The 23,154-nt window shown below is 72.9% G+C and carries 15 protein-coding genes; 8 read left to right on the top strand and 7 right to left on the bottom strand.

Features of this window, described 5'->3' with window-relative positions; genetic code table 11:
• Positions 1–134: 134 nt before the first annotated feature.
• From C2142_RS25230 to C2142_RS25240, 3 genes are all read right to left on the bottom strand, one after another.
• Positions 135–1,124, bottom strand: a complete 990-nt coding sequence (locus tag C2142_RS25230; protein ID WP_148645064.1) for a hydroxymethylglutaryl-CoA lyase — start codon at positions 1,122–1,124, stop codon at positions 135–137.
• Entirely contained in the window at positions 1,121–3,493 is a 2,373-nt protein-coding gene (locus tag C2142_RS25235) for a biotin carboxylase N-terminal domain-containing protein (protein WP_148645065.1), read from the bottom strand. The genes C2142_RS25230 and C2142_RS25235 overlap by 4 nt, the downstream gene beginning before the upstream one ends.
• Before the next feature lie 150 nt (positions 3,494–3,643).
• Positions 3,644–5,374 carry a carboxyl transferase domain-containing protein gene (locus C2142_RS25240; RefSeq protein WP_241002773.1) on the bottom strand — a complete coding sequence of 577 codons (1,731 nt, stop codon included), beginning with the start codon at positions 5,372–5,374 and terminating at the stop codon, positions 3,644–3,646.
• 131 nt (positions 5,375–5,505) lie between these two features.
• Between C2142_RS25240 and C2142_RS25245 the strand changes: the two genes are divergently transcribed.
• Positions 5,506–6,147, top strand: coding sequence for a TetR/AcrR family transcriptional regulator (locus C2142_RS25245; protein WP_148645066.1), 642 nt, complete (start codon positions 5,506–5,508; stop codon positions 6,145–6,147).
• Between the two features lie 220 nt (positions 6,148–6,367).
• Here C2142_RS25245 and C2142_RS25250 read toward each other — a convergent pair whose 3' ends face one another.
• Positions 6,368–6,694, bottom strand: a complete 327-nt coding sequence (locus tag C2142_RS25250) for a DUF6191 domain-containing protein (RefSeq protein ID WP_148645067.1) — start codon at positions 6,692–6,694, stop codon at positions 6,368–6,370.
• A gap of 406 nt (positions 6,695–7,100) precedes the next feature.
• On the opposite strand from C2142_RS25250, the gene C2142_RS25255 reads away from it, so the two are divergent.
• The gene (locus C2142_RS25255; protein ID WP_148645068.1) at positions 7,101–11,327 is read left to right on the top strand and encodes an ABC transporter transmembrane domain-containing protein; all 4,227 of its coding nucleotides are present in this window, start codon (positions 7,101–7,103) and stop codon (positions 11,325–11,327) included.
• A 33-nt stretch (positions 11,328–11,360) separates the two neighbouring features.
• Here C2142_RS25255 and C2142_RS25260 read toward each other — a convergent pair whose 3' ends face one another.
• Positions 11,361–12,359, bottom strand: a complete 999-nt coding sequence (locus C2142_RS25260; protein ID WP_148645069.1) for an ATP-grasp domain-containing protein — start codon at positions 12,357–12,359, stop codon at positions 11,361–11,363.
• A gap of 125 nt (positions 12,360–12,484) precedes the next feature.
• Here C2142_RS25260 and C2142_RS25265 point away from each other — a divergent pair, with 125 nt between their 5' ends.
• Positions 12,485–13,021: an NUDIX domain-containing protein gene (locus tag C2142_RS25265; RefSeq protein WP_148645070.1), complete on the top strand. Its 537-nt coding sequence runs from the start codon at positions 12,485–12,487 to the stop codon at positions 13,019–13,021.
• Between the two features lie 220 nt (positions 13,022–13,241).
• On the opposite strand, the gene C2142_RS25270 is transcribed toward C2142_RS25265, so the two are convergent.
• Positions 13,242–14,360, bottom strand: a complete 1,119-nt coding sequence (locus C2142_RS25270; protein ID WP_148645071.1) for a hypothetical protein — start codon at positions 14,358–14,360, stop codon at positions 13,242–13,244.
• Between the two features lie 130 nt (positions 14,361–14,490).
• Complete coding sequence (locus C2142_RS25275; RefSeq protein ID WP_241002774.1) at positions 14,491–15,612, bottom strand: iron-siderophore ABC transporter substrate-binding protein; 1,122 nt, start codon at positions 15,610–15,612, stop codon at positions 14,491–14,493.
• 394 nt (positions 15,613–16,006) lie between these two features.
• Here C2142_RS25275 and C2142_RS25280 point away from each other — a divergent pair, with 394 nt between their 5' ends.
• The 5 genes from C2142_RS25280 to C2142_RS25300 all read left to right on the top strand — a co-directional run bounded on the left by C2142_RS25280 (position 16,007) and on the right by C2142_RS25300 (position 22,638).
• Complete coding sequence (locus C2142_RS25280; RefSeq protein ID WP_148645072.1) at positions 16,007–17,512, top strand: APC family permease; 1,506 nt, start codon at positions 16,007–16,009, stop codon at positions 17,510–17,512.
• Positions 17,513–17,759: 247 nt separating this feature from the next.
• Positions 17,760–18,854 carry a tryptophan--tRNA ligase gene (gene trpS / locus C2142_RS25285; protein WP_148645073.1) on the top strand — a complete coding sequence of 365 codons (1,095 nt, stop codon included), beginning with the start codon at positions 17,760–17,762 and terminating at the stop codon, positions 18,852–18,854.
• Positions 18,855–18,973: 119 nt separating this feature from the next.
• A complete protein-coding gene (locus tag C2142_RS25290) occupies positions 18,974–19,933 on the top strand; it encodes an LD-carboxypeptidase (protein WP_148645074.1) in 960 nt (319 codons plus the stop codon).
• 539 nt (positions 19,934–20,472) lie between these two features.
• Positions 20,473–21,840, top strand: coding sequence for a group II intron reverse transcriptase/maturase (gene ltrA, locus C2142_RS25295; protein WP_174315736.1), 1,368 nt, complete (start codon positions 20,473–20,475; stop codon positions 21,838–21,840).
• 108 nt (positions 21,841–21,948) lie between these two features.
• A complete protein-coding gene (locus C2142_RS25300; RefSeq protein ID WP_148645075.1) occupies positions 21,949–22,638 on the top strand; it encodes a nucleoside/nucleotide kinase family protein in 690 nt (229 codons plus the stop codon).
• Positions 22,639–23,154: the final 516 nt, after the last annotated feature.

The following is a 23,154-nucleotide window of genomic DNA, read 5'->3' on the forward strand; positions in this document are numbered from 1 at the left end:
GGTGTCGTGCTGCGAGGGGAGGGGAGCCGGCCGGGCAACGCTGCGGCCGGCGCCGTAGCGGCGCGGGACGACGGAGGTTGCCGGGGCGCGTGGGGTCACGAAGGGGCGCTGGGATCTCCCGGCGCCCCCGCGCGTCAGCCCTGGTTCGCGCCGAGCAGCGCCTGGACGGTGCGGGACGGGCTGGGGCGGCCGAGCTGCCCGGCCATCCAGCCGCTGGCGGCGACCAGGGCACGGAGGTCGACCCCGGTCCGGATGCCGAGTCCGTGCAGCATCCACACCAGGTCCTCGGTGGCCAGGTTGCCGGTGGCGCTCTTGGCGTAGGGGCAGCCGCCCAGGCCGCCCGCCGAGGCGTCGACCGTGGTGACGCCGCTGCGCAGTGCCGCCAGCGTGTTGCTCAGCGCCTGGCCGTACGTGTCGTGGAAGTGCACCGCGAGCCGGCCGACCGGCACACCGGCCGCGGCGAACCCGTCCAGCAGCGCGGTGACCTGGCCGGGGGTGGCCACTCCGATGGTGTCGCCGAGGCTCAACTCGGTGCAGCCCATCTCCAGCAGCTGCCCGCCGAACCGGATCACCTGCTCGGCGGGCACCGGGCCCTCCCACGGGTCGCCGAAGCACATCGAGAGGTACCCGCGCACCCGGACCCCGGCCGCGGTGGCGCGTTCCACCACCGGCCGGAACATCGCCATCGCCTCGTCCGCCGAGCGGTTGAGGTTGCGGCGGGCGAAGGTCTCGGTGGCGCTGGCGAACACCGCGATGTCGGCGGTGTGGTGGGCGAGCGCGCGGTCCAGCCCGCGCTCGTTGGGCACCAGCACCGGCAGGCGCAGCCCGGGGTGGCGCTCCGGCAGGCCGACGAGCCGGGGGACCAGCTCCTCGGCGTCGGCGAGCTGGGGCACCCACTTCGGGTGGACGAAGCTGGTCGCCTCGACGGTGTTCAGCCCGGCGGCCGCGAGCCGGGCGATGAACTCGGCCTTGACCTCGACGGGGACGAGGGCGCTCTCGTTCTGCAGTCCGTCGCGCGGCCCGACCTCGTGGATCCGGACCTCCTCGGGCAGGCCCGGGGCGCGGACGGGGTCGGGCAGGCCCAGGTCGAGGGCGTCGGGCTCGGGGGCGGCGGCGGTGCTCATGACCGCACCTCGGCCGTCATCGCGCCGAGCGCCCGGCCGGCCGTTCCGCCGTCGGCCGCTCCGCCCCCGGCCGTTCCGCCGTCGGCCGCTCCGCCCCCGGCCGCGTCGCCTGCCGGGCCGTCCTCGGCCGGCGTGACGACGACCAGCAGTTCCTCCATCGCCACGGTCGCCCCGGCGGTGGCCCGCAGCTCGCTCACAGTGCCGTCGTGCGGGGCGGCGATCACGTGTTCCATCTTCATGGCCTCCAGGACGAGCAGGGCCTGACCCCGGCGGACCTGTTCGCCGACCGAGGTCTTCACGACGGTGACGGTGCCGGGCATCGGGGCGGTGAGGCCGCCGTGGTGGGCGGCTCCGGCGGCGGTGCTCTCGCCGACGGGGTCGTAGGCGTGCACCGGCCAGGCGTCGCCGTCGATCCCGAGCCAGGTGACCGGGCCGGCGAGCGGGGCGCCGGGCCGGCCGGGGGCCTCGTCGGTGGTCAGGGCGAAGGTCGTCTGCAGGCCGTCGACGGTGAGGTGCAGGCGGCCCCCGGTCCGGACGGCCCGTGCGCGGTGGGCCGGGCCCGAACCGAGCCGGACGTCCACCTCGGGAGTGACGCCGGGGGGAATGTCAGTGGCCTCGGCTACGTTGCCCGCAGTGATCGGACGGACGCTCACCGTCACCGGGTCCTGGCCGGGGGCACGGAGTCGGTGGGTGGTCCAGGCGGCGTCACCGCCCAGGCGCCAGCCGGAGGGAAGGGAGAACGGGTCGGTCCAGCCGCCGCCGTCGGCGGCGGGGGAGAGGTCCAGCTGCCGTGCCAGTGCGGCGGCGTAGTAGAGGAGGTGGGTGGAGGTCGGGGGCTCGGAGGAGCCGGAGCCGGTGCCGTCCGCGGTGGCCGCCGGGTCGGCGGCAGAGGCGGCGGACGCCGGGGAGTAGGGCGAGGCGAGCAGGGCGGGCTGCTGCTGCGCCGTCTGTTCCACCAGGCCGGTGTCGAGTCGGCCGGCGACGACGTCGGGGTGTGCGAGCAGCCGCCGCAGGAAGCCGGTGTTGGTGGTCACGCCGAGGATCCGGGTGTCGGCCAGTGCGGCCCGGAGGCGGCGCAGCGCGGTCGGGCGGTCGGGCCCGTACGCGATGACCTTGGCGAGCATGGGGTCGTAGGCGCTGGTGATGACGGTGCCCGGGGTGACGCCGGAGTCCACCCGGATGCCTTCGCCCTGCGGCTCGTCGAGGACCAGGATACGGCCGCCGGTGGGCAGGAAGTCGCGCTCCGGGTCCTCGGCGCAGATGCGGGCCTCGATCGCGTGGCCCAGGAAGGAGATGTCCGGCTGGGAGAAGGTGAGGCGCTCGCCCGAGGCGATCCGCACCTGCCACTCGACCAGGTCCAGCCGCTCGGTGTGGGCGGCGGCCGGTCCGGCGGCAGGGGTGGTGACGGCGATGGCGAGTTCGGTGACGGGGTGTTCCACCTGGAGACGGGTGTTCATCTCCATGAAGAAGAAGTCCCGTACCCCCTCGGCCGGGGTGGGGGAGTCCGGGTCGATGCCGGGGACGATGAACTCCACGGTGCCGGCCCCGGTGTAGCCGCAGGACTCCGCGGCACGCACGGCCGCGGCGCCCATGGCGGCGCGGGTCTCGGCATTGAGCAGAACGGAGGGTGCCTCTTCGATCAGCTTCTGGTGGCGGCGCTGCAGGCTGCACTCGCGCTCGCCGAGGTGGACGGTGGTGCCGTGGGCGTCGGCCAGCACCTGCACCTCGATGTGGCGGGGCCGGTCGATCCAGCGCTCCAGCAGCAGGGTGTCGTCGCCGAAGGCGGTACGGGCGACCCGCCGTGCGGCGGCGATCTCGGTCGGCAGTTCGGCGGGGTCGCGCACCAGGCGCATGCCCTTGCCGCCGCCGCCGGCGGACGGCTTGAGCAGGACCGGGTAGCCGATCTCGGCGGCGGCCGCGACGAGCTCCTCGTCGGTGGGCGCGGTCGCCTGGCTGCCCGGGACGACCGGCACACCGGCGGTGCGGACGGCCTCCTTGGCGTTGATCTTGTCGCCCATCAGTTCGACCGCGGAGGGAGGAGGTCCGATGAAGGCGAGGCCGGCGTCGGCGCAGGCGCGGGCGAAGGCGGCGTTCTCGGCGAGGAAGCCGTAGCCGGGGTGGACGGCCTGGGCGCCGGTGCGGCGGGCGGCGGCGAGGATCTGGTCGGTGCGCAGGTACGTCTCGGCGGCCGAGCTGTCGCTGCGGTCGGCCGGTCCGAGCCGGACCGCGACATCGGCCTCGCGGACGTGGGGGGCGTCGGCGTCCGCGTCGCTGAAGACGGCGACGGAGCACACGCCGAGCCGCCGCAGGGTGCGGATCACCCGGACGGCGATCTCGCCGCGGTTGGCGACCAGAACTGTGTCGAACATGGGAGGCGTTCCTCCGGGTCGAGGGGAGCCGTAAGAAGGAGGTGGTGGAGGGTGGCGGCGGCAGGGGCCGCGGCGAGGCGCGGCCGGGGCCGGGCCTGGTGACGTCCGGTGCGGGCCCGTGGCCGGCGTGCGGACACGCCGGCCACGGGGTCACATCCGGAAGACGCCGTACGGGCCGGGCTGCGGAAGCGGGGCGTTGGCGCAGGCGGTGAGCGCCAGCCCGAGGACGGTGCGGGTGTCCATCGGGTCGATCACCCCGTCGTCCCAGAGTCGCGCGGAGGCGTAGTAGGCGTTGCCCTGGCGCTCGTACTGCTCGCGGACGGGGCGCTTGAACTCGTCCTCCGCCTCGGCCGGCCACTCCTCGCCGTGCGCCTCCAGCTGGTCGCGGCGGACGGTGGCCAGGACGGACGCCGCCTGCTCGCCGCCCATCACGGAGATCTTGGCACCCGGCCACATCCAGAGGAAGCGGGGGGAGTAGGCCCGTCCGCACATCGAGTAGTTGCCGGCCCCGTACGAGCCGCCGATCACCACCGTCAGCTTCGGGACCCGGGTGCAGGCGACGGCGTTGACCATCTTGGCGCCGTGCTTGGCGATGCCGCCCGCCTCGTACTGCCGGCCGACCATGAACCCGGTGATGTTCTGGAGGAAGAGGAGGGGGATGCCCCGCTGGTCGCACAGCTCGATGAAGTGGGCGCCCTTGAGCGCGGCCTCCGAGAAGAGCACGCCGTTGTTGGCGACGATGCCGACGGGGTGGCCGTGGATCCGGGCGAAGCCGGTCACCAGGGTCGCCCCGTACTCGGCCTTGAACTCGGCGAACCGGCTGCCGTCGACCAGTCGGGCGATCACCTCGCGCACGTCGTACGGCGTGCGCGGGTCCACCGGGACGGCCCCGTACAGGCCGGCCGGGTCGACGGCCGGCGGCTCGGCCGGGGTCAGCGGCCACGGCCGGGCGGCCCGCGGGCCGAGCCCGGCGACGATGGTGCGGACGATGGAGAGGGCGTGGGCGTCGTCCTCGGCCAGGTGGTCCGTCACCCCGGAGGTGCGGGAGTGGAGGTCGCCGCCGCCCAGTTCCTCGGCGGTGACCACCTCGCCGGTGGCCGCCTTCACCAGCGGCGGCCCGCCGAGGAAGATCGTGCCCTGGTTGCGGACGATGACGGCCTGGTCGCTCATCGCCGGGACGTACGCGCCGCCCGCGGTGCAGGAGCCGAGCACGGCGGCGATCTGCGGGATGCCGGCGGCCGAGAGCCTGGCCTGGTTGTAGAAGATCCGGCCGAAGTGGTCGCGGTCCGGGAAGACCTCGTCCTGCATCGGGAGGAAGGCGCCGCCGGAGTCCACCAGGTAGATGCAGGGCAGGCGGTTCTCCAGCGCGACCTCCTGGGCGCGCAGGTGCTTCTTGACCGTCATCGGGTAGTACGTGCCGCCCTTGACGGTGGCGTCGTTGGCGACGACGACGACCTCGCGCCCCGCGACCCGGCCGATGCCCGCGATGACACCGGCTGCCGGTGCGGCCCCGTCGTACATCCCGTCGGCGGCCAGCGGGGCCAGTTCGAGGAAGGGGGAGGCCGGGTCGAGCAGGGTGTCGACACGGTCGCGCGGGAGCAGCTTGCCGCGCGCGGTGTGCCGGGCGCGGGCCTTGGCCCCGCCGCCGAGGGCGGCCGTGCCCAGCTTCTCGCGCAGTTCGGCGACCAGGGCGCGGTGCGCCTCGGTGTTGGCCCGGAAGGCGTCCGAGCCCGGGTCGACGGCGGTGCCGAGCCGGGGTGCGGGAGCGGCGGCTCCCGGGGCGACGGATCCGCCGGACGGCGAGCCGCCCGTGCCTGCCGCGCCTGCGCCTGCGGCGCTGCCGTTGACGCCGGCGGGTACGCCGGCGGTGGGGATGACCATCCCAAGAGCTCCCTTGCCCTCGGCACCAGGTGGGCGGCAGGGCCGGGTGAGCCCGCGACCCCCACGTTAATGAGCGTTAACTCGTGCGCCCAGGTTAACGGCCGATAACCCCACTGTCTACGATGGGCAGCATGTCGAAGGTCCCAGCCGCTTCCGCGCTCCCACGCCGTGACCAGATCCGCAAGGAGGCCGCCCGGCTGTTCGCCGCGCGCGGCTTCCTGGGTGTGGGCGTCGACGAGATCGGCAAGGCGGTCGGCATCAGCGGGCCCGGTCTCTACCGCCACTTCGCGGGCAAGGACGCGATGCTCGCCGACCTGCTGATCGGTATCAGCGAGCGCCTCCTGGAGGAGGGCCGTCGCCGGGCCGGCGGCGGCGGCGACGGTGCGGCCGCGGCGCTCGACGCGCTGATCAGCGGGCACGTCGACTTCGCCCTCGACGACCGGGACCTCATCACCCTGCACGACCGCGAGCTGCTGAACCTCAAGGAGGAGGACCGCCGGACCGTCCGCCGGCTCCAGCGCGGCTACGTCGAGCTGTGGGTGGACGTCGTCCGGCAGGCCTACCCGCCGCTGGCCGAACCGACCGCCGAGCCGGTCGCGCGGGCCGCGGTGCACGCCGTCTTCGGCCTGATCAACTCGACCCCGCACAGCGTCGCCCCCAACCCCGCCCAGGACGACCGGGCCGGCCTCCAGCGCGACGGCATGGCCGCCCTGCTGCACAGCCTGGCGCACGGCGCCTTCTCCGCGGCGGCCGACGCCGCGGCGCGCGGCTGAGCGACCCGCCTCTCCGCCCGGGCCGCGCCCGCCGCGCCTCGGGCCCCGCGCGGTCCGAGGGGGCGCCGCGTCGGGCGGGTGGCGTTGCGTCGGCCCGGTGACGCCCGAGGGTCGGTGCCGTCCAGGGGCCGGTGACGCCCGGGGGCCGTGCGGCTTCGGGCCCGCGCTCGGCCGGTAGGCCGCGGACGGGTGCGTGGTCCCTGCCCGGCCGCCAGGGTGGCTACCGGCCGGGCTGCTCCGGGCCGCCGGGTCGGACCGTCACCCGGCCCGACTCCAGGTCGATGCGGCGGTCCAGCGGGCCGGCCGACCCGGCGTCGTCCCGCAGGACCAGCCGGCGCTCCTTCTCCTCCCGCATCTGCTGCCGCCCGGGTGAGAGAAAGGCGTTGAGCTCGTCCATCATGCTGAGGCTCGACGCCGCGCCGACCCCGGCACGGCGCCGCCGCCAGTAGATCCAGCCGCGCCGCTCCATCCACAGGAGGAGCCGGTCGACCAGCAGTAGCGCTGGCACCGTCACGACGGCGCCCACGGCCGGCACGACCATGCTCATCGCTTCTCCCCCTTCCGGCGGCGGACGCTCCGCCCGCCTGGGTCCGCCCGCTCCGGTCCGCCCGCCTCGATCTGCCCGCCTGGGTCCGCCCGCGGGCCCAGGCGTCGGGGGCCCGCAGGCTCAACGTCCCGTCCTGGGCCCGAGTGCCCACGGGTCGCAGCCCCGGCTGCGGGCGGGGCCTAGGTCCAAAGGAGGGCGGCCCGCTGCGCCGGTGGAAGGTGGGCGTTCCGCGCGCGGTCGTCCACCCTTGGTGGCAGGGGCACGGGCCGAGGCCGGGCCGGGAATCACCGCTGGCCGCGGGCTGTTGGCTCCTCAGCCGGGCCGGACACCCGGCGTGCTCTGGCCGGATGGGCCGGCCGGACAAAACCATGGCGGCCACCCGACGGAATGGTTAGCATCCCTAAATATGCCTGAGACTCACGGATCTACGGTGGAGCTTTCCCCGAGCGGACCCCCGACCGGTACCCGGGGCGCGCCGGACGGTGCCGACGGCAAGCCGGGCACCCGCGGCAACCAGGGCACCGACGGCAGACCGGACCCCGGCAGGGAGCAGGGCGCCGACGGCGGCAACCCGGGCGGGGCCGCGGCCCCCGGTGGCAGCGCCCAGGGCTGGCTGCGGCGGCTGGTCGGCTACTGCTGGCTGTCGCGCCGCAGCCTGCTGCTGGCCTTCGGGGCGTCGCTCGTCGGCATGGCCGTCACCTCACTGGTCCCGCTGGTCACCAAGCTGATCATCGACGACGTCATCACCGAGCACACCCGTTCCCTGACCCCGTGGGCCGTGGTGCTGCTGGTGGCGGCGGCCCTGGTGTTCGCCTGCACCCAGGTGCGCCGCTACTACGGCGGGCAGCTCGCACTCGACGTCCAGCACCACATGCGCAGCGACCTCTTCCGCTCGCTCGGCCGGCTCGACGGGCACCGGCAGGACCGGTTGGACACCGGCCAGGTGGTCGGACGCGCGACCTCCGACCTCCAGTTGATCAACGGCCTGCTCTCGATGCTGCCGATGATGACCGGCTTCCTGCTGATGTTCGTCATGTCGCTGGCCGTGATGCTCTGGCTCTCGCCGCCGCTCACGCTGATCGCCCTGGTCATGGGCCCGGCGCTCTGGTGGGTCTCGGTGCTCAGCCGCAAGCGGCTGTTCCCGTCCACCTGGGCGGCGCAGCAGGAGGCGGCGGCCGTCGCGGGGGTCGTCGACGAGGCGATCGGCGGCGTCCGGGTGGTCAAGGGCTTCGGCCAGGAGGCCCAGGAGCTGGGCAAGCTGGAAGCGGCCTCGCGCAGCCTCTTCGCGGCCCGGCTGCGCTCGGTCCGGCTCAACAGCCGCTACAACCCGGCCATGCAGGCGATCCCGGCACTGGCGCAGGTCGCGGTGCTGGCGTTCGGCGGCTGGCTGGCGGTCAACGGCCAGGTCACGCTCGGCACCTTCGTCGCCTTCTCCACCTATGTCGCGCAGATGACCGGCCCGGTCCGGATGCTGACCATGGTGATCACGGTCGGCCAGCAGGCCCGCGCGGGCGTGGAGCGGGTGCTCCAGCTGATCGACGAGCGCCCGCTGGTGCAGGAGCGCCCGGGTGCGGTCGCCCTCGACCTCACGGCCGCGCACCTCTCCGCCCAGCACGCTCCCGCCGAGACCACCGGCACGGCCGGATCCACCCGGTCCACCGAGCCCGCCGCCTCCGCCACCCCCGCTGCCCTCGACGCACCCGCCGCCCTCGACGCCGTGCACGGCGAGACGCAGCGCACCGTCGGCCCGCTCACGTCCGGCCTGGCGTTGGAGTTCGACCAGGTCGAGTTCCGGTACGACCCCGAGCACCCCGCGCCCGTCCTGCACGGGCTCAGCCTGAAGCTGGCCCCCGGCGAGACGCTGGCCCTGGTCGGCGCGTCCGGCTCGGGCAAGTCGACGGTGGCGCAGCTGGTGCCCCGGTTCTACGACCCGGCGGCCGGCGCGGTCCGCCTCTACGGCCACGACCTGCGCGACCTCACCCTCGACTCGGTCCGGGCCGCGGTCGGTATCGTCCCCGAGGAGAGCTTCCTGTTCTCCGAGACGGTCCGGACCAACATCGCGTACGGGCGGCCCGACGCCACCGACGAGCAGGTCGTGGCGGCGGCCCGCGCGGCGCAGGCGGACGAGTTCGTCCGGGAGCTGCCGGACGGCTACGAGACCAAGGTCGGCGAGCAGGGGCTCACGCTCTCCGGCGGCCAGCGCCAGCGCATCGCGCTCGCCCGGGCGATCCTCACCGACCCGGGCATCCTGCTGCTGGACGACGCCACCTCGGCGGTCGACCCGCAGATCGAGGCGGAGATCCACGACGCGCTGCGCTCGGTCATGACCGGCCGCACCACGCTGCTGATCGCGCACCGCCGTTCCACCCTCCAGCTGGCCGACCGGATCGCGGTGCTGGACCACGGCCGCCTGCTGGACATCGGAACGCACGAGGAGCTCGACGGCCGATGTCCCCAGTACAGGGTGCTGATATCCGATCCGGAGGCTGGCCAGGCCCGGCCTCCGGCCACCACTGGAACACCGGCCGACGCACTCAACGAGGCCCCCCGGACCGAAACCCCCCGGACCGAAACCGCCCGGACCGAGGCCCCCCAGGCCGAAACCCTCCAGGCCGAGGCCCCCCGGACCGAGGGCCCCGTCACGGAGCCCGCAGACAGTCCCGCCCCCGAGGCCGCCCCCGGGGCCGCCCCCGCCCCCGGGGCCACCGCGGACACCCCGGCGTCGCAGCCCCTCCCCGAGCTGCCGACCCCGGCCCTGGCCAAGGCGGCCCGCACCGCCGACCCGGACCTGCTCGCCAAGGTCGCCGCGCTCCCCCCGGCCACCGACGAACCGGAGATCTCCCGGTCCCAGGCGGAGGCCGGCGACCCGGACTTCAGCCTCCGGCGGGTGCTGCGCCCCTTCCACGGCCCGCTCGCCCTCGCGCTCCTCCTGGTCGCGCTGGACGCGGGCGCCGGCCTGGTGCTGCCGATCCTGATCCGGCACGGCATCGACGACGGCGTGAGCAAGGGCCTGATGTCGGGCGTCGCCGTCGCCTCCCTGACCGCCCTGGTGATCGTTCTGCTGGACTGGCTGGTGCAGGGCGCCGAGAACCGGGTCAGCGGCCGTACCGGTGAGCGGGTGCTCTACACGCTCCGACTCAAGATCTTCGCCCACCTCAACCGGCTCGGCCTGGACTACTACGAGCGCGAGCTGTCCGGCCGGATCATGACCCGGATGACCACCGACCTGGACTCGCTGACGTCCTTCCTGCAGACCGGCGTCGTCACGGCGGTGGTCAGCCTGCTGACCTTCCTCGGCATCTTCGCGGCCCTGCTGGTCATCGACGCCGGCCTGGCGCTCGTGGTCTTCGCGGTGCTGCCGCTGCTGGTGGTGGCGACGCTGGTCTTCCGCAAGAAGTCCAAGCAGCAGTACGAGATCTCGCGCGACCTGATCAGCACGGTCAACGCCGACCTCCAGGAGAACGTCGCCGGCATGCGGATCGTCCAGGCCTTCCGCCGGCTGGACGCCAACACCGACCGCTTCGTCGCCAGAGGCATCGCCTACCGCGAGGCCCGGGTCCGCGCGCAGCTCTACATCTCGCTGTACTTCCCGTTCGTGCAGTTCCTCTCCAGCGTCGCTGCCGCGCTGGTGCTGATCGTGGGCGCGTCGCGGGTCGACTCCGGGACGCTCACCGTCGGTGCGCTGGTCGCCTACCTTCTCTACATCGACCTGTTCTTCGCGCCGGTCAACCAGCTCTCGCAGGTCTTCGACGGTTACCAGCAGGCCGCGGTGGGTCTGGGCCGGATGCGCGAACTGCTGCAGACCCGGACCACCACCGCGGAGGTGGCCGACCCGGTGCCGGTGCGGGGCGGGCTCCGGGGCGAGATCGACTTCGAGGACGTCGGCTTCGCCTACAACGGCGGCGCCGACGGCGCCCCGTCCGTGCTCACCGGCGTCAGCCTGCACATACCCGCGGGCCAGACGGTGGCGCTGGTCGGCGAGACGGGGGCCGGCAAGTCCACCCTGGTCAAGCTGGTCGCCCGGTTCTACGACGCGACCGCCGGCACCGTCCGCGTGGACGGCGTCGACCTGACCCGGTACGACCTGGCACAGTACCGCCACCGGCTCGGGGTGGTGCCCCAGGAGGCGTACCTGTTCGCGGGCACGGTGCGTGAGGCGATCGCGTACGGCCGGCCCTCGGCCTCGGCGGCCGAGGTGGAGGCGGCGGCCCGGGCGGTCGGTGCGCATGACATGATCGTCCGGCTGTCGGGCGGCTACGAGCACGAGGTCACCGGGCGGGGGCGGAACCTCTCGGCCGGCCAGCGCCAGCTGATCGCCCTGGCCCGGGCGGAGCTGGTCGACCCGGACATCCTGCTCCTGGACGAGGCCACCGCCGCGCTCGACCTGGCCACCGAGGCGGCCGTCAACCACGCCTCGGACCGGCTCAGCGGCGGCCGTACCACGCTGGTCATCGCCCACCGCCTCACCACGGCCGAACGCGCCGACCGCGTCGTGGTCCTGGACCACGGCAAGGTGGTCGAGGACGGCACGCACGCCGAGCTGCTCGCACAGGGCGGTGTGTACGCGCGGCTCTGGCAGGCGTTCGTCGCCGACGGCCACCCGGCGCCGGAGCCCGAGCCGGTGGTCGGATAGCGGTCGCAGCCGCGGAGGGACCGGGGCGAGGGGTCAGGCCGCGATCAGTGAGGTGAGCAGTCCGGAGGCGTCGATCCCGCGCGGCAGGTCGCTGACCTGCCCGTCGCCCACCTCCACCACCCGCCAGCCGGAGCCGTCGGCCCGGCTGGCGAGGTCGGTGGTGACGAAGCGGCAGCCGAGGGCCCGGACCAGTGGCCTCACCCCGGTGAGGTCCGGTTCGGCGGTCTGCCCGGGTGCGTCCGGGTGCGGCCCGACCAGCACGGGCTCGCCGTCCAGCCACCACACGCGGGCCTCCACCGGCCGCTCCCCGTTCCCGCCGCGACCCCGCGCGCCCGCCGGCCCGTCCTCCGGTCCGCCGGCCGGCCCGCCTCCGCCTCCGGCTCCGTTCACGAGCCCGTCCGTCGTGCCGGCGTCGCCGCCGGCCCGCGCGAACTCCTCGTACCGGCGCAGCACCACACCGCCCGCCAGGAACTCGCCCTGCAACTCGACGAAGCGCTCCACCACCCGCCCGACGGAGGCCAGGTCGGACAGCTCGGGGACGTAGCAGGCCTCGTCCCACTCGTGCTTGCGGGACTTCACGTAGTCCTTGACGATCGCCGGGCCGTGCCCGCCGAGCCGTTCGACGGCGGCGGCCAGCTGCTCGGCCCCGGGGCGGCCCGCCGCCGGCGACAGCGGGATCCAGGTGCTCGGCGGGGTCGCGCCCTCGAACACGTCGTACCAGCCGGGCAGTTCGTGCGCCGAGGCGTAACCGGCCGCACTGGTGAGCAGGTTGGCACCGCGGTCGGCCAGGGCCCGCTCGAAGGCGGCGTAGTCGGCGGCGGGGATCATCCAGCCCCGGTACCAGAGCGGGCCGCAGTCCTTCCGCACCTGCCGGACCGCCTCCGCGGCGTCTCCGGCGAGCAGCGCGTCGTGGTCGACGAGGTACTGCTCACCGCCCAACTCCCGCAGTGTCCGGGCCTCCCAGGCGAAGTGCGGGTCGGGCCGGCGCGGGTTGAGCGGGTCGGCCGGGAAGAGGATCGCTGGTGCGGGCATGGGTGTCAGAGTACGGCCACCGGACGCCCGCGGCGGCGTGAACACCCAGTCTCCCCGCGGTTGGTGCCACAGCCCCGGCGCCAATCCACTCGACACTGCGCGACCGGCACTGCGAGAGTGATCCGATGCGAAATCTGCTGCGGCGAGCGAGGCGTATCCCCAGGCAGGCGGCCCGGACGGTGGTGCTGGACGGGAGTGGTTCCGTCTTCCTGCTCCGCTCCGACAACAGTGAGGTCGGCGTCCACTGGACGATGCCCGGCGGTGGCATCGAGGCGGGCGAGACACCGTGGACCGGTGCCCGGCGCGAGCTCTGGGAGGAAACCGGCTGGACCGACCTGGAACCCGGGCCGCTGCTCTGCACCTGGGAGCACGACTTCACCTGGCACGGTACGCCCGTCCGCCAGCACGAGCACATCTACCTGACCAGCGGACCGAACCGGGGCCCGGACGGCGACGTCAGCGCGGTGCACTCCGCCGACGGGATCCTCGACTGGCGCTGGTGGGCCCCTGCCGAGCTGGCCGACGAGGACGCCGACGCCCTCTGGCCGCCCAGACTCCCGGAGTTGCTGGCCGATGTCCGGGAGGGCTGGCTGGCCGACCGACGCGAACCGCAGCCCGTCCACCTCGGCTACGTCCCGAACGCCCCGGCGTCGGCTCCCTGACGCGCCGGGCGGCGGCCACCTGGCCCACCCGACCACCTGGCCCCCGACCATCAGGCACCCGCGACCGGTCACCCCGCCGCCAGTCACCCCGCCACCGGCTGCCGGGACGCCGGCCGCTGACCGCGGAGCCATGGCACTCCGGACCCGTGACCGATGACCGATGCGTGGCCGGGGCGAGAGCGAGGCGAGACCGACAGGCCCAGGGCGTGGCCGGCACACTTCAGAGCGGAGGCCGCCCGCCGCGTCGGCCCGGCCGCCCGGTCGGGCCGGACTGCCAGCCGTGCAGGTCGAGCTCCCGGTCGTGCAGCGCGCCGGGGTTGATCAGCACCGACAGCTGCGCGTCGGCCAGCCGGCCGAGGTCGAGGCCGGTGGCCTGGAGCAGGTGGTCCGTCGGTACCGAGACGGCGATGGCGGGCCGCCACGCGGGCAGCACCACCAGGGCGGTGCCGCGGCCGGCCCGGACCAGCTCGGCCTTCACCCGCACCGGCTGCCGCTCCTCGGGGCGGCCGGCGGCGTCGGGAAGGTTCGGGCTGCCCCCGATCAGGATGCCGAGCGGCGTCTCGGCCGTGGCGGGCACGGCCTCGCCGAAGGGCGCGGCCGCGGCGGGCTCGGCCGGCGCGGCGTTCGGTGGAACGGCCGAGGCCGTCGCCCCGCGCTTCTTCGCGTTCCCGGCCTCGCCGGCTGTCTCGACCTCGGGATGCATGCGTCGCAGCCGTCGCGAGGGCGAGGGCCGCTTGGCCCGGAGGGTCCGCAGCTCCTCCTGCGCGGCCCGCAGGACGGGTACGGTCCGCTCCTCCGCGGTCTCCGGCGACTGGAGCCGTGTGAACCCTCCGACGTCGGCTCCCCCACCCGTGCCGGTGCCCGTGTCGGTGCCCGAACCGGCACCCGGGCCGGCGGCGGATCCGGCACCCTCGGCCAGCAGTTCGCGGATCTCCGCGACCGGCCGACGGCAGGCGGCGGCGAGCTCGGCGATCGAACGGCCCTGCCCGTGCGCGGTCCGCAGTCGCTCGGCCAAACCGGCCCGGACCAGTGCGGCCGCGGCAGCCTCGCCCTCTCCACCCCCTGCGTTCCCGGCCTCGGCAGCCTCGCCCCCTGCGCCCCCTGCGCCCCCTGCATCTCCCGCGTCGCCGCCCCGCGGGCGCGGAACCGAGCCGTCACGGGCACCGCCGGCCACCCCGGAATCCGTCGCCCCCGTGATCGCGCAGAGCCCGGCGGCCGGGGCGGCCGCACCGGAGGCGGGCCGGTCGCCGGCGGGAACCCCGTCCACGGGAAGGCCGGGGGTGGGCAGGCCGGCTGACGGCAGGTCGGAAGCGGTCGCGGTCTGGTCGAGCGTGGTCATCGGCACGGGCCCTTCGGGGTACGGTCCCGACGATCCTCCCGCACGCCGCGACCAGCTCCAAGCGGCTTTCCCCCCGGTGTGGGCGACGACACCGTCCGACCCGCTGCGCCGCCGCCCGGCCGTCCCGGACTCAGGCGCCCGGAGCGACGAAGCCCTTCAGGTCGGCCAGCACGACGTTGGCTGCGGAGACGCCGAGCCCAAGGAACCAGGTCTCGTCCGAAACCGGCCGGGCCTGACCGGACTTGACCGCGCCGAGGGTCTTCCAGAGCGGTCCGCCGAGCACCGCGTCCTGGTTGGTGGAGCTGGGCGTGCCGTACACGCCGTAGAAGACCCAGTCGGCGTCGGCCTTGTCGATCTGCTCGGGGCTGATCTCGACGGCCAGCTCCTTGACCTGCTCGATCTCGGGCTGCGGCAGCGGAACGTCGGCGAGGACGGTGCCGATGAAGGACAGCTCGGCGTACAGCCGGGTCTTGCCGGGCATGAACCGCAGCGGCGTGATGGTGGGCCGCTTGTCACCCAGCTTGGCGCCGATCGCGGTGGCCGCAGCCTGGTAGGCGTCGAGCTGCGCCTTGGCCTCCGCCTCCAGGCCGAAGGGGGCGGCGTTGAGCTGGAAGTTCTGCTTCCAGGGGTGGCCGGGGCGCAGCGAGAAGACGGTCGGCGCGATCTTGGAGAGCTGCGCGTACTGGTCCTGGGCGCGGAGCCGGCTGCCGAGGATCAGGTCGGGCTTGAGCGCGGCGATGGCCTCCAGGTTGAGGCTGTTGACGGTGCCGACGGCCGCCGGGTCCCCGGTCTTGTCCTTGAGGTAGGACGGCATGCTCTTCGAGCCGTCGGTGTGGACGACGCCGACCGGCTGGATGCCGAGCGAGACGACGTTGTCGAGCTCGCCGGTGTCCAGGACGACGACCCGCACCGGCTTGGCGGGGATGACGGTCTCGCCCATGGCGTGCTTGACGGTGCGCGGGTAGACGCCGGGCGCGGCGTCGGTCCCGAAGCCCTTCATCTTCTCGATCACGGTGGCGTAGTCGTCGCCGCCCTGCTTGACCGACTTCTGGTCGGGCGATGAGCCGGCCGACGACCCGGAGGAGGCCTTGGCCGAGCCGCCGGCCGATGCCCCGGCCCCGCCGGAGCTCCCGCAGGCGGTGAGCAGGCCGCCCAGGCCGAGGACGGCGCCGCCGACGAGACCGGCGGTGAGGAGCCCGCGGCGGGAGGGGGTGGGGCTGACGACGGTCCGGTCGGCGGGGTGGGGGGCCACGCGACGCTCCTTCGCGGTCGATCGAAGTTAGGTGAGGCAAACCTATCCGAACCCGCAGGGAGGTCGATCGCGAGGCTGCTGGGGTGAGGTCCAAACCGTCTCAAGACATGACATAAGGGGGAAATCAACTTGCCGCCATCCCTTCGAAATAAAGGTACATGACGCTTACATCCCGTTAATTCATGCACCCGCTGCGGCTCTCGATGAATGAATCGAAGCAAGTGGTTCAGATCACCAAGAGTTGGTCTACTCAACCTTCAGTACTCGCACCTAGGGTGCGCTGGTGTTTGATCAGCAGCTCTCAGAGCACGGAAGCAGCGGCCGGGCAACGGCGCCCGCCGCTCCGCAGGGTGCCCCGGTCAGTGGCGCCAGTGGTGGAGCCCCCGACCCGGGGGTGGCGGGGGCAGCGGGGGACAAGGGCCTACGGGGCAACTCGGTCGGCCTGCTGAGCAGCGTGGTCCTGGGCGTCTCCACGGTCGCCCCGGTCTACTGCCTGACCGCGACGCTGGGCCCGACCGTCACCGCCGTCGGCGTCCGGATGCCCGCGGTCTTCCTGGCCGGCTTCCTGCCGATGCTGCTCGTCGCGTTCGCCTACAAGGAGCTGAACAAGGACTTCCCCGACTGCGGGACGTCCTTCACCTGGACGGTCAAGGCCTTCGGCCCCCGGATCGGCTGGATGGCCGGCTGGGGACTGACGGTCGCCACGATCATCGTGCTCTCCAACCTGGCCGGGGTGGCGACCGACTTCCTCTACCTGATGCTCGGTGAGATGACCGGCAGCAGCGGGATCGCCGAGCTGAACGACAACAAGGCCGTCCACCTCCTCACCGTGGTCATGCTGATCGCCGCCGCCACCGCGATGAGCTACCGGGGCATGACGGCCACCAAGTGGTTCCAGTACAGCCTGGTCGGCCTCCAGCTGGCCGTGCTGCTGCTCTTCTCGGTCATCGCCATCGGCAAGGCCGCCGCCGGCGACCTGCCCGACTCGATCGGCTTCTCCGCCTCCTGGCTCAACCCGCTCCAGGTCACCTCGTTCAGCGCGTTCACCGCAGGCCTGTCGCTGTCGATCTTCATGTACTGGGGCTGGGACACCTGCCTCACCATGAACGAGGAGACCCTCGGAAGCGCCAAGACCCCGGGCCGGGCCGCGATGATCTCCATGGTCACCCTGGTCGGCTCCTACCTGCTGGTCGCGATCGCCTCCCAGATGTTCGCCGGCGTCGGCGACGGCGGCACCGGCCTCGGCAACCCGGCCACCGCCGACAACGTCTTCTCCGCGCTGGCCCGCCCGGTGCTCGGCTCGCCGTGGAGCATCCTGCTCTTCCTGGCCGTCGTCGCCAGCGCCGCCGCCAGCCTGCAGACCACCTTCATCCCCGTGGCCCGCACCCTGCTCGCGATGAGCTCCTACCGGGCCGTGCCGCCGCGCTTCGGCTCCGTCCACCCGCGCTTCCGCACCCCCGGCTACGCCACCGTGGCCGCCGGCGCCGCCACCGCCGTCTTCTACGTCGGCATGAGCGTGATCAGCGAGAACGTCGTCCAGGACACCATCCTGGCGCTCGGCCTGATGATCTGCTTCTACTACGCGCTGACCGCCTTCGCCTGCGTCTGGTACTTCCGCCGCTCGCTCCTGGGCGGCCTGCGCGACCTGGTCCTCCGGGGCGTCGCCCCGCTCATCGGCGGCGTACTCCTCAGCGCGGTCTTCCTGCAGACCCTCACCGACGCGTGGGACCCGGGCTACGGCAGCGGCGCCGTCCTCGGCATCGGCTCCGTGTTCGTCATCGGCGTCGGCATCCTGCTGCTCGGTGCCGTGCTGATGACCTGGTACGGCGCGTACCGGCCGGAGTTCTTCCGCGGCGAGACGCTGCGCAAGGACACCCCCGCACTGGTGGTGGAGGACTGACAGCGGGGCGACCGGTGCCGGGGAGGCCGAGCCCCGGGTCCTCCCGAAAACCCTGACGTCGTCGGGGGAGCGGCGCTATCCTCCACCACATGAAGCGCTTCGCAGGTCTCAGCTGGTGGCCGTCCTAGGACGGCCACCAGCCACGCCTGACCAGGGCCGTCCGGATGGACGGCCCTGTTGCGTTTCCCCACGGGACGGGCCCGAGCCCCGGACGGCCACCACCACCGCCGTACCGAGGAGAGACCCCATGACCGTCACCACCACACCGCACTCCGCCGACCCCACGGCCGTCGGCCCCACGGCCTTCGACACCTCGGCCGCCGACCTGGACGAGCGGATCCGCCGCAACCCCGAAGCCCACCGGATCCTCACCGGCGACCGCCCCACCGGCCCGCTCCACCTCGGCCACTACTTCGGCACCCTGCAGAACAGGGTCCGCCTCCAGCGCCTCGGCGTCGAGCTGTTCATCGTCATCCCCGACTACCAGGTCATCACCGACCGGGACGTCGCCGACCGCCTCGCCGAGCACACCGAGAACCTCGTCCTCGACTACCTCGCCATCGGCATCGATCCCGACCGGGCCACGATCTTCACCCACAGCGCCGTGCCCGCCCTCAACCAGCTGCTGCTGCCGTTCCTCAGCCTGGTCAGCGTCGCCGAGCTGAACCGCAACCCCACCGTCAAGGACGAGATCGCCCACTCCCGCCAGTCGGCGGTGAACGGGCTGATGCTCACCTACCCCGTCCACCAGGCCGCGGACATCCTCTTCTGCAAGGCGAGCGTCGTTCCCGTCGGCCGGGACCAGCTGCCCCACCTCGAAATCACCAGGACCGTCGCCCGCCGCTTCAACGAGCGCTACCCGCACCCGGACGGCACCGCCGTCTTCCCCCGCCCCGAGGCCCTGCTCTCCGCCGCCCCGCTGCTGCTCGGCACCGACGGCGGGAAGATGAGCAAGAGCCGCGGCAACGCCATCCCGCTCTCCGCCGACGAGGACACCACCGCCCGCCTGATCAAGGGGGCCAAGACCGACACCGAGCGCCGGATCGGCTACGACCCGGACGCCCGCCCCGAGGTCTCCAGCCTCGTCCTGCTCGCCGCGCTCTGCCAGGACCGCGCACCCGAGGCCGTCGCCGACGAGATCGGAGACGGCGGCAGCGTCGCGCTCAAGCGCACGGTGACCGAGGCCGTCAACGACCACCTCCGCCCGATCCGCGCCCGCCGCGCCGAACTCGCCGCCGACCGCGGCTACGCCCGGCAGGTGCTCCGCGCCGGCGCCGAGCACGCCAACGCCATCGCGGAAGCCACCCTCGACGAGGTCAGGGCGGTGATGGGGTCGGCCTGAACGCAGCAGGGCATATCTTGTCTGATCGGCGTCACGGACGGCCCCGCCGCCGAGCCGCCCCGCCGCCGTCCCGTCGTCGCCCCTGACGCGAACCACTCCACTCCGGAAGGAACCTGGCAATGGATCAGCGCACTCCCGCGCCCGCCCGAGGCCTGACCCGTCCGCCCCGGCTCCTCCCCGGGGACCGCATCGCCGTGGTGGCCCCCAGCAGCCCGATCGACCCCGAGCGGCTCACCGCCGGGTCCGAGATCCTGCGCTCCTGGGGGCTGGAGGTCACGGTCGGACCGCACGTCCTCGACACCCACCCCGTCCTCGGCCACCTCGCCGGCACCGACGCCGACCGGGCCGCCGACCTCCAGTCCGCCTGGCTCGACCCCGCCGTCGACGCCGTCATCTGCGCCCGCGGCGGCTACGGCGTGCACCGCATCGTCGACCTGCTCGACTGGGACGCCATGCGCGCCGTACCGCCCAAGGCGCTGATCGGCTTCAGCGACGTCAGCTCGCTGCACGAGGCCTTCGCCCAGCGGCTCGGCATCGCCACGCTGTACGGACCGATGAGCGCGGCCGCCTCCTTCATCCAGGACGGTCCGACCGCCGACCACCTGCGACGCACCCTCTTCGACCCCGAGTCCGTCACGGTCCTCACCTCGCCCACCGCCGAGGCCCTCGTCCCGGGCACCGCCCGCGGCATCACGGCGGGCGGCTGCCTGCACGTCATCACCGCCGAGCGCGGTACACCGTCCGCCCGCCCCTCCTTCGCCGGCACCATCCTGATCCTGGAGGACGTCCACGAGCACCCGTACCAGCTCGACCGCCTCGTCACCCAGCTGCTGCGCTCCGGTGCGCTCGACGGTGTCGCCGGCATCGCGCTCGGCTCCTGGGACGGCTGCGGCCGGCCCGAGCGGGTCCGGGAGGTCATGCTCGACCGGCTCGGCCCGCTCGGCATACCCGTCCTCTGGGAGCTGGGCTTCGGCCACTGCCCCTCCACCCTGACCGTGCCGCTCGGGGTCCCCGCCCTGCTCGACGCCGACACCGGGACCCTCACCCTGGAGACGCCCGCCCTCGCCCCGCGGAGCTGACGGCCGCCCGGGCGCGGTCAGTAGGGTGCGCCCATGTTGCGTCCTGAAAGCTGGTCCAGGCTCGCGGGTGGGAGTCCCGTCCGGGTAGACACCGGAGTGCCCGGTAGCAGGTCCCGGTTCGTCGTGGAGACGCGGCGGGCTGAGCGGGATGTCAAGAGCCTCTTCGGAGGGAGCAAGCACGCGGGCCGTAGCATCAAGCGAACCCTGCAGCCTCGTCACACCAACAACGGAGAAGCCGAGCCCCTCATGTCAGGGCGAAGGCCACGTCCCGAGGGTCCTGTTCCGGGGTCAGCCCGCGGGGTTCTCCCGGGGTATGGAGGGCGGCACGTGTGCACAGTCTGGGCCGGAACAGGAGAGACCCGTCTGACCACGCCTGACGTCGGGCAAGAGACCGGACGTATAAGCCGATGGTGAAGTCGTCCGGAGGGCGGCGAGAGTCCGATGGGGTCGTAGTACCGCTGATCGGCGTGCAACACAACGCGTCGGGAGGGAAGGGCCCCAACTTTGATCACGCTCGTGGCGGGGGTAAGCGCGAGGGCATGGCCGGAGAGAGTCCGGTCAACTACCCCGACGGGCGATTGCCCGTCGTAGTGGACGGGCGTGCGTCCGTCCTGAAAGTGCGAAAACTCCAACGCGCGCTATGGGCTGTGGCCAAGCAATCGCCGGAGCGACGTTTCCACGCCCTGTACGACCGTATCCACAGAGGTGACGTGCTGTGGGAGGCGTGGGAGCGGGTCCGGGCCAACAGAGGGAGCGCCGGGGTGGATCGGGTCACCCTGGAGTTCGTGGAGGGTCAGTACGGGGTTGGCCGGTTGCTCGGCGAACTCCAGCAAGCTCTCCGCTCAGGTACGTACCGTCCCGCGCCGGCCAGGCGTGTGGACATCCCGAAACCACAGGGTGGCAAGCGGCCGCTGGGCATTCCCACGGTGCGCGACAGGGTGGCCCAGCAGGCGGCGAAGATCGTCCTGGAGCCGGTGTTCGAGGCGGGCTTCCTGCCGTCCTCGTACGGATACCGGCCGAAGCGGTCGGCGTTGCAGGCGATGGAGCGTCTTCGGACGGGCTTCATCGAGGGCCGCTGTGTCGTCGTGGAGTTCGACATCCGCAACTTCTTCGGCGAGATCGACCACGGTCGCCTCCTCGCCGAGGTGGGGCGTCGGGTGTCGGATCGCCGGGTGCTCAAGCTGCTGCGGTTGTGGCTCCAGGCGGGTGTGATGGTGGACGGGGAGGTCCGGCGGACGGTCGCCGGGACTCCGCAGGGCGGGGTGATCTCACCCTTGCCGGCCAACATCTACCTGCACGTCCTGGACACCGGGCTCGCCGAGCGCGGTGTCGGTGAGCTGGTCCGGTACGCGGACGACGGTGTCGTCCTGTGCCGGTCGGTGACCAATGCGAGGAACGCCTTGGCGGTGGTCGGGGAGATCCTCGACGAGCTGGGGCTGGAGCTGCACCCGGACAAGACGAAGATGGTCGACCTCGGAGAGGGCCGGGAAGGACTCGACTTCCTCGGCTGCCACTTCAGAGCCCGCTTCTCGGGCAAGGTGTGGGAGAAGTACGGCAAGGTGCGCTTCTACCTGCATCGATGGCCCTCACAAGCGGCGATGAAGCGACTCCGGACCAAGGTCCATGAACGGACCGACTGCCGTCGGACTGGAACGGACATCCGCGAGGTGATCGCGGACCTGAATCCGATCCTGCGCGGCTGGGGCGCCTACTTCCGAACCGGGAATGCCGCCCGGAAGTTCAGACAGGTTGACCGATACGTGCTGGAGCGGCTCCGCGGACTCATGGTGAGGAAGCGCGGCCGCAACCTCCGAGCAGGTCAGACAGCTGTGTGGACGGACGAGTGGTTCAACGGGCACGGCCTGCACAGTCTGCGTGGCACGGTTCGCTATCCGAAGACCGTGTAACCCGGTCAAGAAGATCATCGGTAAGCCGTGTGCGGGAAAACCGCACGCACGGATTGAAAGGGGACGGAGGAACCAAGCCCGTAAAGGGCACTGCGCCTCCAACTACCAATGAACGAGGACACCCACACCGCCCCTGATCTCGCGGCGCTCGCCCTCGGTCTCCTCCGGGGCCCGGGAAGCAACGCCCGCACCATCCTCGGACTTGCCGGCCCACCCGGCGCCGGCAAGTCCACCCTCGCCCGGCACCTGGTCGCCGAGGTCGAACGCCACGAAGGCCCCGGCAGCGCCGCATACCTCCCGCTCGACGGCTTCCACCTCTCCGCCGCCCAGCTCGGCCGCCTCGGCCTGAGCCACCGCAAGGGCGCCCCCGCGACCTTCGACGCCCACGGGTACGTCGCGCTACTGCGCCGCGTCGCGTCGGACCGCTTCCAGGACATCTACGCCCCCGACTTCGACCGCGAGCTCGACGAACCCGTCGCCGCCCGCCACGTCGTCGCGCCGTACGCCCGGCTCGTCATCACCGAAGGCAACTACCTCGCCGCCACCGAGCACCCCTGGCCGGAGGCCCGCCGCCTGCTGCGCGAGCTCTGGTACGTGGACGCCGAGGACACCGTTCGTGAGGAACGCCTGCTCCGCCGCCACCGCGCCGGCGGCCGTGACGAGGCCACGGCCCAGCACTGGGTCACCACCAACGACCACCCCAACGGCGAGTACGTGAAGACGGGCCGCTCCCTCTGCACCCGCATCGTCCGGGTCAGCGGTTTGCCTGCGACTCAAGGAGGGCGTAGTGTTCTCTAGTCGCTCGGCAGGGAGCACCGGACACGCATCGGCGCGGACGGTCCCGGAGCGGCCAATCCCTGGAAACACCACTTCCCGGTTCGGGCTGGGTCGTGCTTTGCCTTTTTCGGCGGTGTGGCTCGGGTCTTATTCGGCGTGTCCGTTTATATGGATTGCGGCCGGATTCGCTTCTCGGAGCGGTGATGGGCTAGAGTTTGGAACGTCGGACGGGGCGTCAAGCCGCAGAAGACACCAGCGAGTTGGATGAACGAAGCGCCGGAAACGGAGCGGAAAACATCTGATAAGCTGGGAACACGAAAGAACGAAGCGCCCGGAGGGCCCGCTGGAAGGCGGTCCGAAGGAAGTGTCCGTTCCTTGAGAACTCAACAGCGTGCCAAAAGTCAACGCCAGATATGTTGACATCCCCGGCCTCAGATTCTTCTGGGGTTGGAGATTCCTTTTGAAATAACACAGCGAGGACGCAGTGCGCGGGGCCGCCCTATTCCGGTGGTTGCCGTGCCGCTCAACGCGGGTGTG

The sequence above is a fragment of the Streptomyces sp. CB01881 genome, assembly GCF_002953255.1.
In the GTDB taxonomy this organism is placed as follows: domain Bacteria; phylum Actinomycetota; class Actinomycetes; order Streptomycetales; family Streptomycetaceae; genus Kitasatospora.

Excerpts from the sequence above, each read along its gene's own strand:
- C2142_RS25230 (WP_148645064.1), bottom strand. The coding sequence starts at position 1,124 with ATGAGCACCGCCGCCGCCCCCGAGCCCGACGCCCTCGACCTGGGCCTG.
- C2142_RS25235 (WP_148645065.1), bottom strand. The coding sequence starts at position 3,493 with ATGTTCGACACAGTTCTGGTCGCCAACCGCGGCGAGATCGCCGTCCGG.
- C2142_RS25240 (WP_241002773.1), bottom strand. The coding sequence starts at position 5,374 with ATGGTCATCCCCACCGCCGGCGTACCCGCCGGCGTCAACGGCAGCGCC.
- C2142_RS25245 (WP_148645066.1), top strand. The coding sequence starts at position 5,506 with ATGTCGAAGGTCCCAGCCGCTTCCGCGCTCCCACGCCGTGACCAGATC.
- C2142_RS25250 (WP_148645067.1), bottom strand. The coding sequence starts at position 6,694 with ATGAGCATGGTCGTGCCGGCCGTGGGCGCCGTCGTGACGGTGCCAGCG.
- C2142_RS25255 (WP_148645068.1), top strand. The coding sequence starts at position 7,101 with ATGCCTGAGACTCACGGATCTACGGTGGAGCTTTCCCCGAGCGGACCC.
- C2142_RS25260 (WP_148645069.1), bottom strand. The coding sequence starts at position 12,359 with ATGCCCGCACCAGCGATCCTCTTCCCGGCCGACCCGCTCAACCCGCGC.
- C2142_RS25265 (WP_148645070.1), top strand. The coding sequence starts at position 12,485 with ATGCGAAATCTGCTGCGGCGAGCGAGGCGTATCCCCAGGCAGGCGGCC.
- C2142_RS25270 (WP_148645071.1), bottom strand. The coding sequence starts at position 14,360 with ATGACCACGCTCGACCAGACCGCGACCGCTTCCGACCTGCCGTCAGCC.
- trpS (WP_148645073.1), top strand. The coding sequence starts at position 17,760 with ATGACCGTCACCACCACACCGCACTCCGCCGACCCCACGGCCGTCGGC.
- C2142_RS25290 (WP_148645074.1), top strand. The coding sequence starts at position 18,974 with ATGGATCAGCGCACTCCCGCGCCCGCCCGAGGCCTGACCCGTCCGCCC.
- ltrA (WP_174315736.1), top strand. The coding sequence starts at position 20,473 with ATGGCCGGAGAGAGTCCGGTCAACTACCCCGACGGGCGATTGCCCGTC.
- C2142_RS25300 (WP_148645075.1), top strand. The coding sequence starts at position 21,949 with ATGAACGAGGACACCCACACCGCCCCTGATCTCGCGGCGCTCGCCCTC.